Origin of the sequence: Chromobacterium indicum (genome assembly GCF_039708975.1) — a bacterium.
Lineage (GTDB): Bacteria > Pseudomonadota > Gammaproteobacteria > Burkholderiales > Chromobacteriaceae > Chromobacterium > Chromobacterium piscinae.
In genome coordinates, this window is sequence record NZ_JAYFSJ010000006.1 from 110129 (window position 1) to 124201 (window position 14073).

12 protein-coding genes and 1 tRNA gene are annotated in these 14073 nt (G+C 64.3%); 2 read left to right on the forward strand and 11 right to left on the reverse strand.

Features of this window, described 5'->3' with window-relative positions:
- Positions 1–2 precede the first annotated feature (2 nt).
- From gmhB to hemG, 5 genes are all read right to left on the reverse strand, one after another.
- Positions 3–542, reverse strand: a complete 540-nt coding sequence (gene gmhB, locus VA599_RS09930; protein ID WP_021475764.1) for a D-glycero-beta-D-manno-heptose 1,7-bisphosphate 7-phosphatase — start codon at positions 540–542, stop codon at positions 3–5.
- An 88-nt stretch (positions 543–630) separates the two neighbouring features.
- Complete coding sequence (gene glyS / locus VA599_RS09935) at positions 631–2691, reverse strand: glycine--tRNA ligase subunit beta (RefSeq protein ID WP_346788445.1); 2061 nt, start codon at positions 2689–2691, stop codon at positions 631–633.
- A gap of 15 nt (positions 2692–2706) precedes the next feature.
- Positions 2707–3129, reverse strand: a complete 423-nt coding sequence (locus tag VA599_RS09940) for a surface-adhesin E family protein (RefSeq protein ID WP_021475762.1) — start codon at positions 3127–3129, stop codon at positions 2707–2709.
- Positions 3130–3193: 64 nt separating this feature from the next.
- Entirely contained in the window at positions 3194–4084 is an 891-nt protein-coding gene (gene glyQ, locus VA599_RS09945) for a glycine--tRNA ligase subunit alpha (RefSeq protein WP_046157480.1), read from the reverse strand.
- A 56-nt stretch (positions 4085–4140) separates the two neighbouring features.
- Complete coding sequence (hemG, locus tag VA599_RS09950) at positions 4141–5451, reverse strand: protoporphyrinogen oxidase (RefSeq protein WP_346788446.1); 1311 nt, start codon at positions 5449–5451, stop codon at positions 4141–4143.
- Between the two features lie 171 nt (positions 5452–5622).
- On the opposite strand from hemG, the gene VA599_RS09955 reads away from it, so the two are divergent.
- A complete protein-coding gene (locus tag VA599_RS09955) occupies positions 5623–7137 on the forward strand; it encodes a methyl-accepting chemotaxis protein (protein ID WP_346788447.1) in 1515 nt (504 codons plus the stop codon).
- 63 nt (positions 7138–7200) lie between these two features.
- Here the strand turns inward: VA599_RS09955 and tdh are convergent, their stop codons facing one another.
- From tdh to hemB, 5 genes are all read right to left on the reverse strand, one after another.
- The gene (tdh, locus tag VA599_RS09960; protein ID WP_021478204.1) at positions 7201–8226 is read right to left on the reverse strand and encodes an L-threonine 3-dehydrogenase; all 1026 of its coding nucleotides are present in this window, start codon (positions 8224–8226) and stop codon (positions 7201–7203) included.
- A 56-nt stretch (positions 8227–8282) separates the two neighbouring features.
- Entirely contained in the window at positions 8283–9482 is a 1200-nt protein-coding gene (locus tag VA599_RS09965) for a glycine C-acetyltransferase (protein ID WP_104946663.1), read from the reverse strand.
- A 15-nt stretch (positions 9483–9497) separates the two neighbouring features.
- Positions 9498–9590 (reverse strand) — tRNA-Tyr (locus VA599_RS09970).
- Between the two features lie 25 nt (positions 9591–9615).
- Positions 9616–9816 (reverse strand): hypothetical protein, encoded by a 201-nt coding sequence (locus VA599_RS09975; RefSeq protein ID WP_021478202.1) that lies wholly within the window; start codon positions 9814–9816, stop codon positions 9616–9618.
- 72 nt (positions 9817–9888) lie between these two features.
- Positions 9889–10893 (reverse strand): porphobilinogen synthase, encoded by a 1005-nt coding sequence (gene hemB / locus VA599_RS09980; protein ID WP_346788448.1) that lies wholly within the window; start codon positions 10891–10893, stop codon positions 9889–9891.
- Positions 10894–11700: 807 nt separating this feature from the next.
- On the opposite strand from hemB, the gene VA599_RS09985 reads away from it, so the two are divergent.
- Complete coding sequence (locus VA599_RS09985; protein ID WP_346788449.1) at positions 11701–12819, forward strand: porin; 1119 nt, start codon at positions 11701–11703, stop codon at positions 12817–12819.
- Positions 12820–12938: 119 nt separating this feature from the next.
- Here VA599_RS09985 and dnaJ read toward each other — a convergent pair whose 3' ends face one another.
- Positions 12939–14063 (reverse strand): molecular chaperone DnaJ, encoded by a 1125-nt coding sequence (dnaJ, locus tag VA599_RS09990; RefSeq protein ID WP_346788450.1) that lies wholly within the window; start codon positions 14061–14063, stop codon positions 12939–12941.
- Positions 14064–14073 lie beyond the last annotated feature (10 nt).

Consider the following 14073-nt stretch of genomic DNA (forward strand, 5'->3'; position numbering starts at 1 on the left):
CCTCAATGATGGTTGATCAGATGCTCGGCGGCATCGTACAGGTCGTTGAACACCAGCGTGCTTTCCGGCAGGCCTCCCTTGGCCAGCGTCTTGGCGCCCTTGCCGGTCTTCACCAGGATGGGCTGGCCGCCGACGGCGGCGATGGACTCCAGGTCGCGCAGGCTGTCGCCTATCATCGGCAGCCCTTCCAGCTTGACGTTGAAGCGCTCGGCGATCTCCAGCACCATGCCGGGCAGCGGCTTGCGGCACTCGCAGCCGTGATCCGCGCTGTGCGGACAGAACACTACCGCGTCGATGCGGCCGCCGGCCTGGCCGACCAGCCGATGCATCTTCTCGTGCATCGCGTTCAGCGCGTGCATGTCGAACAAGCCGCGGGCGATGCCGGACTGGTTGGTCGCCACCACCACGCGCCAGCCGGACTGGGTCAGATTGGCGATCGCCTCCAGGCTGTGCGCCAGCGGCACCCATTCGATGGTGTTCTTCACGAAATCGTCGCGATCCTCGTTGATCACGCCGTCGCGGTCCAGAATGACTAGCTTCACCCGATAATCCTTTCACCCAGCCATCTTGTCAAAACGGGAGGCCGGCCGCGTCGCCGCGGCCGCCTCCCATCCATGCGCTTGCCGCCGCTTATTCCGCCAGCAGCGAAATGTCGGCCACGCGGTTGAACAGCGCGGCCAGGCTGGCCAGCAGCGCGACGCGGTTGGCGCGCACCCTGGCGTCCTCGGCCATCACCATCACGCCGTCGAAGAACGCGTCCACCGGCGCCTTCAGGCTGGCCAACTGCGACAGCGCCCCGGCGAAGTCGTGGGCGGCGAACTTGGCTTCCACCGCCGGCGCCAGCTCCTGCACCGCGGCGTACAGCGCCTGCTCGGCGGCTTCCTGCAGCAACGCGGCGTCCACCGCGCCGATTTCGCCCTCGGCCTTCTTCAGGATGTTGTTGACGCGCTTGTTGGCGGCGGCCAGCGCGGCGGCTTCCGGCAGCGACTTGAACGCGGCCACGGCGGCCAGCACCGCGCGCACTTCGTTCAGGCGGCTGGGCGAGAGCGCCAGCACGGCGTCGATCTCGTCGCCCTTGTAATCGGCGGCCAGGAAGTTCTTCAGGCGGTCCATCATGAAGCCGAACACTTCCTCGGCGACGTTGGCGGACAGCTTGCCGGCCGGGAAGGCCTCGGCGACGACAGCCAGCAGGCGCTTCAGGTCCAGGTCAGCTTCCAGCGCCATCCGCACCACGCCCAGCGCGGCGCGGCGCAGCGCGAACGGGTCCTTGTCGCCAGTCGGGATCAGACCGATGCCCCAGATGCCGACGATGGCTTCCAGCTTGTCGGCCAGCGCCGCGGCGGTGGCGATCTTGCCTTCCGGCAGCGTGTCGCCGGCGAAGCGCGGGTGGTAATGGCCCTCGATGGCGGCGGCCACTTCGGCATGCTCGCCGTCGTGCTGGGCGTAGTACATGCCCATGATGCCCTGCAATTCCGGGAATTCGCCGACCATGTCGCTGACCAGGTCGGCCTTGGCCAGATAGGCGGCGCGGGCGGCCAGCGCGGCGTCGGCGCCCAGCTCATGGGCGATGGCGCCGGCGATGCTCTGCAAGCGCTCGACGCGCTCCAGCAGCGAGCCGATCTTGTTGTGGTAGACCACGTTGGCCAGGCGCGGCAGGCGGCTGTCCAGGCGGTGCTTCTTGTCCTGCTCGAAGAAGAACTTGGCGTCGGACAGGCGGGCGCGCAGCACGCGCTCGTTGCCGCCAATGACGAAGGACGGATCCTGCGGATCGACGTTGGACACCAGCAGGAAGCGGTTCATCAGCTTGCCGTTCTTGTCCAGCAGCGGGAAGTACTTCTGGTTCTGCTGCATGGTCAGGATCAGGCATTCCTGCGGCACTTGCAGGAACTCGGCCTCGAAGCCGGCTTCCAGCACCACCGGCCACTCCACCAGCGCGGTCACTTCGTCGAACAGCTCATCCGGCGCGGCGATGGCGGCGCCGAGCTTGGCGGCGGCCTCGGCCAGCTTGTGGCGGATCAGCTCGCGGCGCGCGTCGAAGCTGGCGATCACCTTGCCCTGCTCGTGCATCGCGCGGGCGTAGGCATCGGCGTTGGCGATGGCCACGTCGCCCTGCGACAGGAAACGGTGGCCGCGGGTGGCGCTGCCGCTCTTCAGGCCCAGCACCTCGCCGTCGATCACCTTGTCGCCGTGCAGCATGATCAGGCCGTGCACCGGACGAACGAACTGCACGTCGGAATCGCCCCAGCGCATCAGCTTGGGCACCGGCAGCTTCTTCAGCGCCAGCGACACCACATCGGCCAGCTGCGCGGACAGCGCCTCGCCCGGCTTGGTGCTGGAATAGGCGTAGACATCCTGCTTGCCGTTGCTGACGATGGAGAGTTCGGACACGTCCACGCCGCAGGAGCGGGCGAAGCCGGCCAAGGCCGGCGTCGGCTGGCCGTCCTTCATGCCGGCGGCGGCGGCCGGGCCCTGGCGGGTGATGCGTTGTTCAGGCTGCACGGCGAGCACGCCGGACAGCTGCACCGCCAGGCGGCGCGGCGACGCGTACACCACCGCCTCGGCGTCGGCGGCGGCGAACTGCATCTTCTTCAGTTCTTCGGCGATGGTCTGGGCGAAACTGGCGGCCAGACGCGGCAGGGCCTTGGGCGGCAGCTCCTCGGTCAGGAGTTCGATCAACAGGGTCGCGTTCATTCTCTCAAGCTTCAATTATCGGGATGCGGATCCCGCCGCCTCGCAAATCACCTTCATCATGGCGTGGGCGACCGAATCCTCGTTCACCGGCTGCCACTTCCAGGCATAGCGCGGCACCGGGAACATGGTGGAAAACAGGTGCTTGTTGTTCTTGTCGAAATACTCGGAACCGACAAACACGTACTGGTACTGCTTGCAATCGGCGTAGCCGGTGGTGCGGCGGATATAGAAGTTCAGCCGGTACGACTTCTCGTAGCGTTGCTTGGCGAAGCGTTCCTGGTTGATGAAATGCACCAGCCCGTCCTTGCCCAGCCACAGCGAGTTGCCGTCTATCGCCAGCTGCATCTGGCCGCCGTCCTGGTACACCACCCAGTCGGCGGCCGGCTGCGCCCAGGCCGGCAAAGCGAACAACAGCCAGAATGCGGCTTTGACTCTCATATCCACCCCCTGTCAGGCGCGACGACGATTGCCGTCGCCCCTAACAGCATAGACTTCCCTCGGCTCAGTCCTTGCGGCACATCGGAAAGCCCAGCGCCTCGCGGGCATCGTAATACGCCTGCGCCACGCCGCGGGACAGATTGCGGATGCGGCCGATGTAGGCGGCGCGCTCGGTCACCGAGATGGAGCCGCGGGCATCCAGCAGATTGAAGGCGTGTCCCGCCTTCAGGATCATCTCGTAGGCCGGCAGCGGCAGGCTGGCGTCCAGCAGCGTCTTGGCTTCGGCTTCGTAGTCGTTGAACTGGCGGAACAGCAGCTCGACGTTGCTGTGCTCGAACGCGTACTTCGACTGCTCCACCTCGTTCTGGTAGAACACATTGCCGTAAGTGACCGGCTGGCCGTCCGGCAGATGGGTCCAGATCAGGTCGTAAACGTTCTCCACGCCCTGCAGATACATCGCCAGGCGTTCCAGGCCATAGGTGATCTCGCCCAGCACCGGTTTGCAATCCAGGCCGCCCACTTGCTGGAAATAGGTGAACTGGGTCACTTCCATGCCGTTCAGCCACACTTCCCAGCCCAGACCCCAGGCGCCCAGCGTCGGGTTTTCCCAGTTGTCCTCGACGAAGCGGATGTCCTGCACCGTCGGATCCAGGCCCAGTTCCCGCAGCGAGCCCAGGTACAACTCCTGGATGTTGGACGGCGACGGCTTCAGCACCACCTGGAACTGGTGGTGCTGGAACAGGCGGTTCGGGTTCTCGCCGTAGCGGCCGTCCTTCGGGCGGCGGCTGGGCTGGACATAGGCAGCGTTCCAGGGTTCAGGCCCCAGCGCGCGCAGGAAGGTGGCGGTATGGGAGGTGCCCGCGCCCACTTCGGTGTCGTACGGTTGCAGCAGCGCGCAGCCCTGGCGGTTCCAGTAGTGCTGGAGCGTGAGGATGATTTCCTGGAAGGTAAGCATAAAGGTGGTGTTGGAAAATTGAAGAAACAGGGGTCGATTCTACCCCCTGCGGCCGCTCACGCAAAGCCGGACGCCCTCGCCGCCAATTGCTTCGCCAGCCTTCGCCCTTTTCCCAGGCAATCCGGCAGGGAGGCGCCGTCCAGCCAGTTGGCGCACAGATGCAGCCCCCTGCCGCTCCACGGCGCCGCCGCGCCGCGCAGCCTGCGCTGCAAGCCCGTGCCCTGCGGCAGCGCCTGCGGCCAACGGGCCAGGTATTGCGCCAGCGGCTTGCCGCGCATGCCGAACAGCCTCTCCAGCTCGGCGTTGAGTCCATTTAACAATGCGGCGTCGCTGCTCTCCAGCGATTCCGGATGCCGGCGACCGCCGATGAAACTGGTCACCAGCCGGGTGCCTGCCGGACAAACGTGAGGATAGATATTGCTGACCGTCAGGTGGCCCAGCGTCAGCGCTCCCTCCCCGCTCGGATGCAGCGCGCCATAGCCGGGCAGCGGCCGGTCCATCGCCTCGCCGTCCAGCAAGGTGGACACCACCGCCAGCGGCGCGTACGGGATGCGCCGGCAGATATCGGCCATCTCCGGCGCCAGCGGATGCAGCAGCTCGGCCGCGGCGTCGGCCGGCAGGGCCAGCACCACTCGCTCGGCCCGCGTCCACCCCTCGCGGGTGCGTAACCGCCAGCCCTCGCCGTCGCGGCGCAGCGCGGTCACCGGCGCGCCCAGCCTCACGTCCAGATCCCGCGCCAGCCGCTGCGGCAATTGCTGCAGCCCGCCTTGCAGCGTGCACATCCGGGCGCGCGCGGTCCTTTGCCGCCACAGTCCCCGCCACAAAGGCAGCGGCTGCGCCGCCGCCCGCGCCAGCCTGGGGAGCGTCTCCTCCAGCGCCAGCTCTTCCGGATCGCCGGCGAACACGCCGCCGGCCAGCGGGTCCAGCAACTTGTCCAGCACTTCCTGGCCGAAGCGGCGGCGGCAGAACTCGGCCAGGCTGGCCTCGGCCTCCTTGGGACTGCCCGGCCGCAGCAGGCCGCGCAGCAAGGCCCACTTGGCCGGCCAGCTCAAAAAGCTTCCCGCCAGCAACTGCCAAGGCCCGGACGGCAGCGGCCGGTATCGCCCGCTCCGCAGCACATGCCGCAAGCCGCTGCCCCGCTCCGGCCACAGCGGTGACAGGCCCAACTCGGCCAGCCACTGCTGAAGCTCCTCGTCCAATAACAGCATATTGGGCCCCTGTTCGCACAAGGCGTCTGCCGCCAAGGTGCTCACCTTGCCGCCGACGCGCTCCGCCGCCTCGAATACCCGTACCGCCACTCCCTGCCGTTGCAGCCACCAGGCGCAGGACAGCCCTGAAACGCCCGCGCCGATTATCGCGATCATCATCGTCTCCAAAAAACCCGTTCAAGCACGATTATCCCTGCCCCCGCCCCGCCCTCATTGACTGCGGTCAACAGCGGCCGGCATCGCGCGGGAACGCGAAGACTCCGTCGCGGCGGGCTATACCGATAGCAACCAGCCCGATGCGAAGAAATGTCGATGCGACAAGCTCTCAGCATGAAAACCAGGCTCTGGCTCCTGGCCCTGATCAACCTGACTGTCCTGCTTCTGCTGTCCCTATCCTGCCTGGGCCAGCTGCGCGACATGGCGGAAAACACCCGGCGGGAGCTGGAGCAGGTCAGCCGCGGCAGCCGGATCAACCACGCGATGCAGCTGGCCAATCTGCACTTCAAGGTGCAGGTGCAGGACTGGAAGGACGTGCTGCTGCGCGGCAACAATCCCGCCGACTACCAGCGCTACCTCGCCGCCTTCGAAGCCGAACGCGCCATCGTCGAGCAAACGCTGGCCCAGGCCTCCGCCGCGCTGCGCGACGACGGCGAGTCCAGCGCGGCGATAGACGCGGTGCGAGACGAACATCTCCGGCTGACCGTCCGCTATCGCGCGGCGCTGGCCGCCTTCCGCCAGGAAGACCCGCTCTCCGGGCAAGCCGTCGACAAGCTGGTGCGCGGCATGGACCGCGCGATGACCGATCAGCTGCTGCGGCAGAGCGCCCAGGTTCAGGACGGATTCGAGAAGATGCTGGCCGATCGGATCGCGGAAGCCGACCGCGGCTACCGCCAGACCCTGAACCTGTTCATCGCCGTCGCCGCCCTCAGCCTGCTGCTCCTGGCCGGCTCCATCGGCCACATCGGCCGGGGCCTGTTCCGCCAGGTGGGCGGCGAGCCGGCGGCGGTGGCCGAGATCGCCCGCAGGGTTGCCGGCGGCGACCTGACCGCAAGGCCGGCGCTTCGCGACGGCGACGATCGCAGCGTGCTGGCGGCGATGCAGCACATGGTGAGCCGGCTGACCGGGGTGATCGAGCAGTTGCGGCTCGACGCCGAGCAATTGAACGCCACCTCATCCGAGGTCGCGGCTTCGGCGCAAGCGCTGAGCCAGAACGCGTCGCAGCAGGCCGCCAGCCTGGAAGAAACCAGCGCCTCGGTGGAAGAGATCGCGGCCACGGTGACTCAGAACTCCGAAAGCGCCCGCCTCACCGACGCCATGGCCCGCCAGGCGGCGCAAAGCGCCGGTGGCGGCGGCGAGGCCGTGACCCGCACCGTGGCGGCGATACGCGACATTTCCAACCGGATAGACGTGATAGACGACATCGCCTACCAGACCAATCTGCTGGCGCTGAACGCCGCCGTCGAGGCCGCCCATGCCGGCAGCCAAGGCAAAGGCTTCACCGTGGTGGCCGCCCAGGTGCGCAAATTGGCCGAACACAGCCAGGCGGCGGCGCGGGAAATCGGCTCGCTGGCCGGCTGCAGCGTGGACATGGCGGAACAGGCGGGCGCGGCGCTGGACGAAATGCTGCCCGCCATCCGCAAAACCGCCAGCCTGGTGCAGGAGATCGCGCAGGCCTCGCATGAGCAGAGCGAAGGCCTGCAGCAGATCAACGCCGCGGTCAACCACCTGTCGCTGGCCACCCAGATGAACGCCTCCACCTCCGAACAGCTGTCCGCCGCCTCCGACCAGCTGAACACGCAGGCGGAACACCTGCGGCGGATGATCGCCTATTTCAAAACCGCCTGAACGGGCATGAAAAAAGCGGCTCCTCGCGGAGCCGCTTCGCATGCGGTCGAACCGGAACGACGCTCAGCGCCAGTCCAGGATCACCTTGCCGCTTTGGCCGGACAGCATGGCGGCGAAGCCCTGCTCGAATTCGTCCACCTTGAAGTGGTGGGTGATGATGGGACTGATGTCCAGACCGGACTGGATCAGGGCCACCATCTTGTACCAGGTCTCGAACATCTCGCGGCCATAGATGCCCTTGATTTCCAGGCCCTTGAAGATCACCTGGTTCCAATCGATGGCGGTGTTGGACGGCGGAATGCCCAGCAACGCCACCTTGCCGCCGTGGTTCATCGTTTCCAGCATCTGGCGGAAAGCCTGAGGATTGCCGGACATTTCCAGGCCCACGTCGAAGCCTTCGGTCATGTGCAGCTCCTGCATCACCGCCTTCAGGTCTTCGCGGGCGACGTTGACGGCGCGGGTGGCGCCCATCTTCTTCGCTAGGTCCAGCCGGTAGTCGTTGACGTCGGTGATCACCACGTGGCGCGCGCCGACATGCTTGGCGATGGCCACCGCCATGATGCCGATCGGGCCGGCGCCGGTGATCAGCACGTCCTCGCCCACCAGGTTGAAGCTCAGCGCGGTGTGCACGGCATTGCCGAATGGGTCGAAGATGGAAGCCAGATCGTCGGAGACGTCGTCCGGAATCGGGAAGGCGTTGAAGGCCGGAATCACCAGGTATTCGGCGAACGCGCCTTCGCGGTTGACGCCGACGCCGGTGGTATTGCGGCACAGGTGGCGGCGGCCGGCGCGGCAGTTGCGGCAGTAACCGCAAGTGATGTGGCCCTCGCCGGACACGCGTTGGCCGATCTTGAAGCCCTGCACTTCCGACCCCATGCCGGCGACGACGCCGACATACTCGTGGCCGACGTGCATCGGCACCGGGATGGTCTTTTGCGACCATTCGTCCCAGTTCCAGATGTGGATGTCGGTGCCGCAGATCGCGGTCTTGACGATCTTGATCAACAGATCGTTGTGGCCGACTTCCGGCAGCGGAACGTCGGTCATTTCCAGGCCGGGAGCGGCCTTCAGCTTGGCAAGCGCCTTCATGTCTCTATCCTTGGGCGCGCGGGCGTTTTGCCCGCGCCGCCTGTCATGCGGTCAAATCAGATTACGCCCAGCTCGCGGCCGACCTTGGTGAACGCGGCCACGGCCTTCAGCACCTGCTCCTCGCTGTGCGCGGCGGACATCTGAGTGCGGATGCGTGCCTTGCCCTTGGGCACCACCGGGTAGGAGAAGCCGATCACGTACACGCCTTCGGCCAGCAGCTTGGCGGACACTTCGCCGGCCAGGCGGGCATCGCCCAGCATCACCGGAATGATCGGGTGCTCGCCCGGCACCAGGGTGAAGCCGGCGGCGGACATTTCCTTGCGGAACAGCTCGGCGTTGCGGCGCACCTTGGCGCGCAGCTCGGCCCCTTCGCCGCTCTTCAGGATGTTCAGCACTTCCACGCTGGCGGCGGCAATGGCCGGGGCCAGCGTGTTGGAGAACAGATAAGGGCGCGAGCGCTGGCGCAGCAAGTCGACGATGGGCTTGTGCGCGGCGACGTAGCCGCCGGACGCGCCGCCCAGCGCCTTGCCCAGCGTGCCGGTGTAGATGTCGACGCGGTCGGACACCCCGCAGTATTCCGGCGTGCCGGCGCCGGTTTCGCCGATGAAGCCGACCGCGTGCGAATCGTCCACCATCACCAGCGCGTCATGGCGCTCGGCCAGATCGCAGATGCCCTTCAGGTCGGCGATGATGCCGTCCATCGAGAACACGCCGTCGGTGACGATCAGCTTGAAGCGGGCGCCGGCGGCTTCTGCCGCCACCAGTTGCGCCTCCAGATCGGCCATGTCGTTGTTCTTGTAGCGGAAGCGCTTGGCCTTGGACAGGCGCACGCCGTCGATGATGGAGGCGTGGTTCAGTTCGTCCGAGATCACCGCGTCCTCTTCGGTCAGCAGGGTTTCGAACACGCCGCCGTTGGCGTCGAAACAGCTGGAGTACAGGATGGTGTCGTCGGTGCCCAGAAAATCGGAGATCGATTTTTCCAGCTGCTTGTGGATGGATTGGGTGCCGCAGATGAAACGCACCGACGCGCAACCGTAGCCGTACTGGTCCATGCCGGATTTGGCGGCCAGCACCAGGCGCTTGTCGTCGGCCAGGCCCAGGTAGTTGTTGGCGCAGAAGTTCAGCACATGCTCGCCGCCGGCCAGCGCGATGTCGGAGCTTTGCGGCGTGGCGATCACGCGCTCCGGCTTCTCGAAGCCGTCGGCCTTGATCTGGGCCAGCGTCGCCTGCAGGTGGGCAAGATAAGTGTGGTTCATGGCAGTCCTTTGGATTGGCCGGACGCGGGAATCGAACCCGCGTCCGCAGGCACCGCGCGCCGCTTATGGCGGCTGCGCGCCGAAAACTGTCGCCATTCTAGCCCAGCCGCATGCGCGCTAGCAGTGACAGTTATCAGTGTTTTGGCGGCTCTCTGTCACCGTCATGCAACTTTTGCGAAACATCGTCCTCCTCGTCCCAGCCCAGCGGCTTTACACCGGGCGGCAGCTTGACCGGCGGCTCGCGCCGGGCGAGCCGAGCCAGCGTGCCAATCACGAGAATGGCCGGCGCGGCGATCACCGCCAGCCAGAACCAAGTGGAATGCAGCGCATCCATATATTGCCCTTATATAGACAAACACCCCTCGCCGCGGTCTTGGCAAGGGGTGCGGCTCATCTATTCATGATATCAGCGCTGGCGCAGCAGGCGGGCCGCATCCATCGCGAAGTAAGTGAGAATGCCGTCGGCGCCGGCGCGCTTGAACGCCAGCAGGCTTTCCATCATGCACTTCTCTTCGTTGAGCCAGCCGTTCTGGAACGCCGCCTTCAGCATCGCGTACTCGCCGGAAACCTGATAGGCGAAGGTGGGCACATGGAAAGTGTCCTTGACGCGGCGGATCACGTCCAGGTAAGGCATGCCCGGCTTGATCATCACCATGTCCGCGCCCTCCTCCAGATCCTGCGCCACTTCCTGGATCGCCTCTTCGATATTGGCCGGATCCATCTGGTAGCTGTTCTTGTCGGCCTTGCCCAAGTTGGCGGACGAGCCCAGCGCGTCGCGGAACGGGCCGTAGAAGCCGGACGAATACTTGGCGGAATAGGCCAGTATCTTGGTATGGATGAAGCCTTCTTCTTCAAACGCCTCGCGGATGGCGCCGATGCGGCCGTCCATCATGTCGGACGGGCCGAACACATCGACGCCGGCCTCGGCATGGCACAGGCCCTGCTTGATCAGGATTTCGGTGGTCTCGTCGTTCAACACGTAGCCGTTGGCGTCGATCACGCCGTCCTGCCCGTGGATGGTATAGGGATCCAGCGCGCCGTCGGTCATCACCCCCAGCTCCGGGAAGCGCTTTTTCAGCTCGCGCACCACGCGAGGGATCAGCCCGTCCGGGTTGTAGGCCTCGCTGCCATCATTGTCCTTGTTGCCGGTGATCACCGGAAACAGCGACAGCATCGGGATGCCCAGTTCCAGCGCCTCTTCGGCCACCGGCAGCAGCTTGTCCAGCGTCAGGCGCGGCGCGCCCGGCATCGACGGCACGTCCACCACCTGATTGCTGCCCTCCATCACGAAGACCGGGTAGATCAGATCGTTGGTGGTCAGCACGTTCTCGCGCATCAACCGGCGGCTGAACTCATCCTTGCGCATCCTGCGCATGCGGCTCACCGGGAAATAGCGATTAGCAAAAATCATGACGACAGCCCCCTAAAAAAGACATCGGCAATTGTACGCCCAATCCCCACGATGCGGCAGCGGGCTTTACGCATCGCCCCGATGCATCCGCGCAGCATTCGCCGCGCCGCCGTGCTCCGGCCGCGGCGGCATGGGACATCCGCGGCTCATTGCATAGTAGAAAAGCAAAAACATTCATTTTTCAAATTCATTTAAGCATCCATCAGCTTTTTCAATGCCTGGCCTCACATTTTGCCATTCCGCGAACCCAATCCGAATCCGGCAGCCTAGCCCGACTCAATCGCCTCATCACACGACAAGCGAAACCGCGACAAGCAACGCGGCCAACGGAGACATCCGCCCAACAAACGGCCTGCGGCTCACATCCGGCCGTCTGCTGGCGCTCATGCCAGGCGGCGGCTGGCGGCCAGCGAATCCACCGACATTCCCCAGCCATGGCGCCGCATGACAAAAACTCAATCATCATTAATTGTGCAATTGCAGCAAAATGCAAAAAAGCAACAAACATTATCATTATTGGCTGAAATTTTTATATTCCATACAAATTCAACCTCGCAAAAAATAAAGAACCCCGCGCAACCAGTGAGAACAAGCCATTGAATAAAAAGAAAATAGCAAAATAAACTAAAACAAATGCCATAAAAATTCATACAGCATCACAGTCAGTCTTGTTGATATGTTAACAAGTATGTCTTGACGGAAAACTCATCCCTCCCACACACTGCCGAACCTATCACGACGGAATAAAAACAACACCGTCGGAAGGCGCCTCTGGGCAAAAAATCGAAACAAAGGGTTTTAGAGAAAATGAAGAAAATCGCACTCGCCGCCGCCATCGCAGCGGCCATCCCGGCATTCGCTCAAGCCGATGTCAACATCTACGGCTCGCTGCGTGCCGGCGTTTCCGTCACCAAGAACAGCACAAACAACTACAGCTCCACTTTCGGCGTTGACGATTTCGGCAGCCGCATCGGCTTCCGCGGCAATGAAGACCTGGGCAATGGCCTGAAAACCATCTGGCAGGTGGAAACTGGCTTCGCCATGGATGGCGTCTCCGGCGGTGGTTCTGCGTCCGGCACCTTTGCCAACCGTGAAAGCTACGTTGGCATTGACAGCAATTACGGCAAACTGCGCGTGGGCTACTTGACTGACGTGCTGGGCGACAGCGAAGCCACCGACAACCTGTACGGTCCGCGCCGCGACGGCATGGGCACCAACTTCCCGTTGTACGAGGCAACCGACCTGTTCTCCTACGGCGACAGCCGCTATAAGAACAGCATCCGTTACGATTCCCCCACCTGGAACGGCCTCAACCTCACGCTGCAATACGGCGCGGGCGAAAGCTCCGCAGCAGGCCAAATGAAACAGGGCGAACAATACGGCGCGCGCTTGGCCTATCAGAACTCCGGTTTCTTCGGCGCCTGGGCCTACGCCGGCGTGCTGAATACCAAAGGCGGAAGCAACAGTTCCACCAACCGCCTGGAAGGCGGCTACAGCGCCAACGACCTGTACCTGGCTGCCACCTATCAGTGGCTGACCACCTATGGCAACGCTCTGGCGCAAACCAAGAATGCTAACGGCCAAACCGTTTACGTTCTCCCTGGCATCAATCAATTGAGCCCAGCTATCGGCAGCGGCATCAACAAGGTGGAAAACACCGGCTGGGCCATTAATGCAGCCTACACTATCGGCAACTTCAAGCCGTCCATCGTCTATTCCAAGCGAGGCGACACCAAGATCGACGGCGTGCGCTACAGCCTGGGTGCCAGCCAGTGGGCCGCTGCTCTGGACTACACCTTGAGCAAGAGAACTATGGTGGAAGTCGGCTACGGCCAGGTAAAGGAAAACAAGGACGCCCAAACCATCAATCAGCACAGCAAGGACACCTCCTCGCTGACTTGGGCCATGATCAAACACAACTTCTAAGTCTTCCCGGTTTCAGGAATGTGCGAACGGCCGCCCGATGGGCGGCCGTTTTGCTTTGCGATGCCCAAATAAAAACGCCAGCCTGAGGCTGGCGTTTTGCATGACTGGCAAAAAGCGGCTTATTCGAAGAAATCGCGCAGCTTGTCCATGAAGGACTTCGAGCGCGGATTGTGGGTGGCCACATCGCCCTGGCTGATCGCTTCGAACTCGCGCAGCAACTCTTTCTGGCGCTCGGTCAGCTTGACCGGGGTTTCCACCACCACATGGCAATGCAGGTCGCCGAATTCGGCGCCGCGCACCGCCTTCACGCCCTTGCCGCGCAAGCGGTAGACGCGCCCGCTCTGGGTTTCCGGCGAAATCTTCACCTTGGCCATGCCGTCCAGCGTCGGAATTTCCACCTCGCCGCCCAATGCCGCGGTGGAGAAGGAAATCGGCATCTCGCAATGCAGGTCCATGCCGTCGCGCTGGAACACCGCATGCTGCTTGATGTGGGTGACCACGTACAAGTCGCCCGACGGGCCGCCGTTCTGCCCCGGCTCGCCCTCGCCGCCCAGGCGGATGCGGTCGCCCTCGTCGACGCCGGCCGGGATCTTCACGTTCAGCGTCTTGGTGGTCTTCTTCTGCCCTGCGCCGTGGCAGCTGGTGCACGGATCGGTGATCTGCTTGCCGCTGCCGTGGCAAGTCGGGCAGGTCTGCTGGATCGAGAAGAAGCCCTGGCTCATCCGCACCTGGCCATGGCCGCCGCAGGTGGCGCAGGTCTTGGGCTGGGTGCCCGGCTTGGCGCCGGTGCCGCTGCAGGTGGCGCAGGACTCATGCGACGGGATGCGGATCTGCTTCTCGCAACCGCGCGCCGCCTCTTCCAGCGAGATATCCATGTTGTAGCGCAGATCGGCGCCGCGGTAGACATTGGAGCGCCCGCCGCCGTTGCCGCCCCGGCCGCCGCCGAAGATGTCGCTGAAGATGTCGGCGAAATCGCCGAAGCCGCCGAAGCCCTGCCCGCCGCCCGCGCCGGCCTGCGGGTCGACCCCGGCATGGCCGAACTGGTCGTAAGCGCCGCGCTTCTGGCTGTCGGACAGGATTTCGTAGGCTTCCTTCACCTCCTTGAACTTGTCCTCCGCTTCCTTGCTGTCCGGATTGCGGTCCGGATGGTATTTCATCGCCAGCTTGCGGTAGGCTTTCTTGATGTCGTCGTCGGAAGCGTCGCGGTTGACGCCGAGCACATCGTAGTAATCTCGTTTGGACATCTTGCTGTCA

Excerpts from the sequence above, each read along its gene's own strand:
- VA599_RS09975 (WP_021478202.1), bottom strand. The coding sequence starts at position 9,816 with ATGGATGCGCTGCATTCCACTTGGTTCTGGCTGGCGGTGATCGCCGCG.
- glyS (WP_346788445.1), bottom strand. The coding sequence starts at position 2,691 with ATGAACGCGACCCTGTTGATCGAACTCCTGACCGAGGAGCTGCCGCCC.
- VA599_RS09965 (WP_104946663.1), bottom strand. The coding sequence starts at position 9,482 with ATGAACCACACTTATCTTGCCCACCTGCAGGCGACGCTGGCCCAGATC.
- VA599_RS09955 (WP_346788447.1), top strand. The coding sequence starts at position 5,623 with ATGAAAACCAGGCTCTGGCTCCTGGCCCTGATCAACCTGACTGTCCTG.
- tdh (WP_021478204.1), bottom strand. The coding sequence starts at position 8,226 with ATGAAGGCGCTTGCCAAGCTGAAGGCCGCTCCCGGCCTGGAAATGACC.
- glyQ (WP_046157480.1), bottom strand. The coding sequence starts at position 4,084 with ATGCTTACCTTCCAGGAAATCATCCTCACGCTCCAGCACTACTGGAAC.
- VA599_RS09940 (WP_021475762.1), bottom strand. The coding sequence starts at position 3,129 with ATGAGAGTCAAAGCCGCATTCTGGCTGTTGTTCGCTTTGCCGGCCTGG.
- hemB (WP_346788448.1), bottom strand. The coding sequence starts at position 10,893 with ATGATTTTTGCTAATCGCTATTTCCCGGTGAGCCGCATGCGCAGGATG.
- VA599_RS09985 (WP_346788449.1), top strand. The coding sequence starts at position 11,701 with ATGAAGAAAATCGCACTCGCCGCCGCCATCGCAGCGGCCATCCCGGCA.
- dnaJ (WP_346788450.1), bottom strand. The coding sequence starts at position 14,063 with ATGTCCAAACGAGATTACTACGATGTGCTCGGCGTCAACCGCGACGCT.
- hemG (WP_346788446.1), bottom strand. The coding sequence starts at position 5,451 with ATGATGATCGCGATAATCGGCGCGGGCGTTTCAGGGCTGTCCTGCGCC.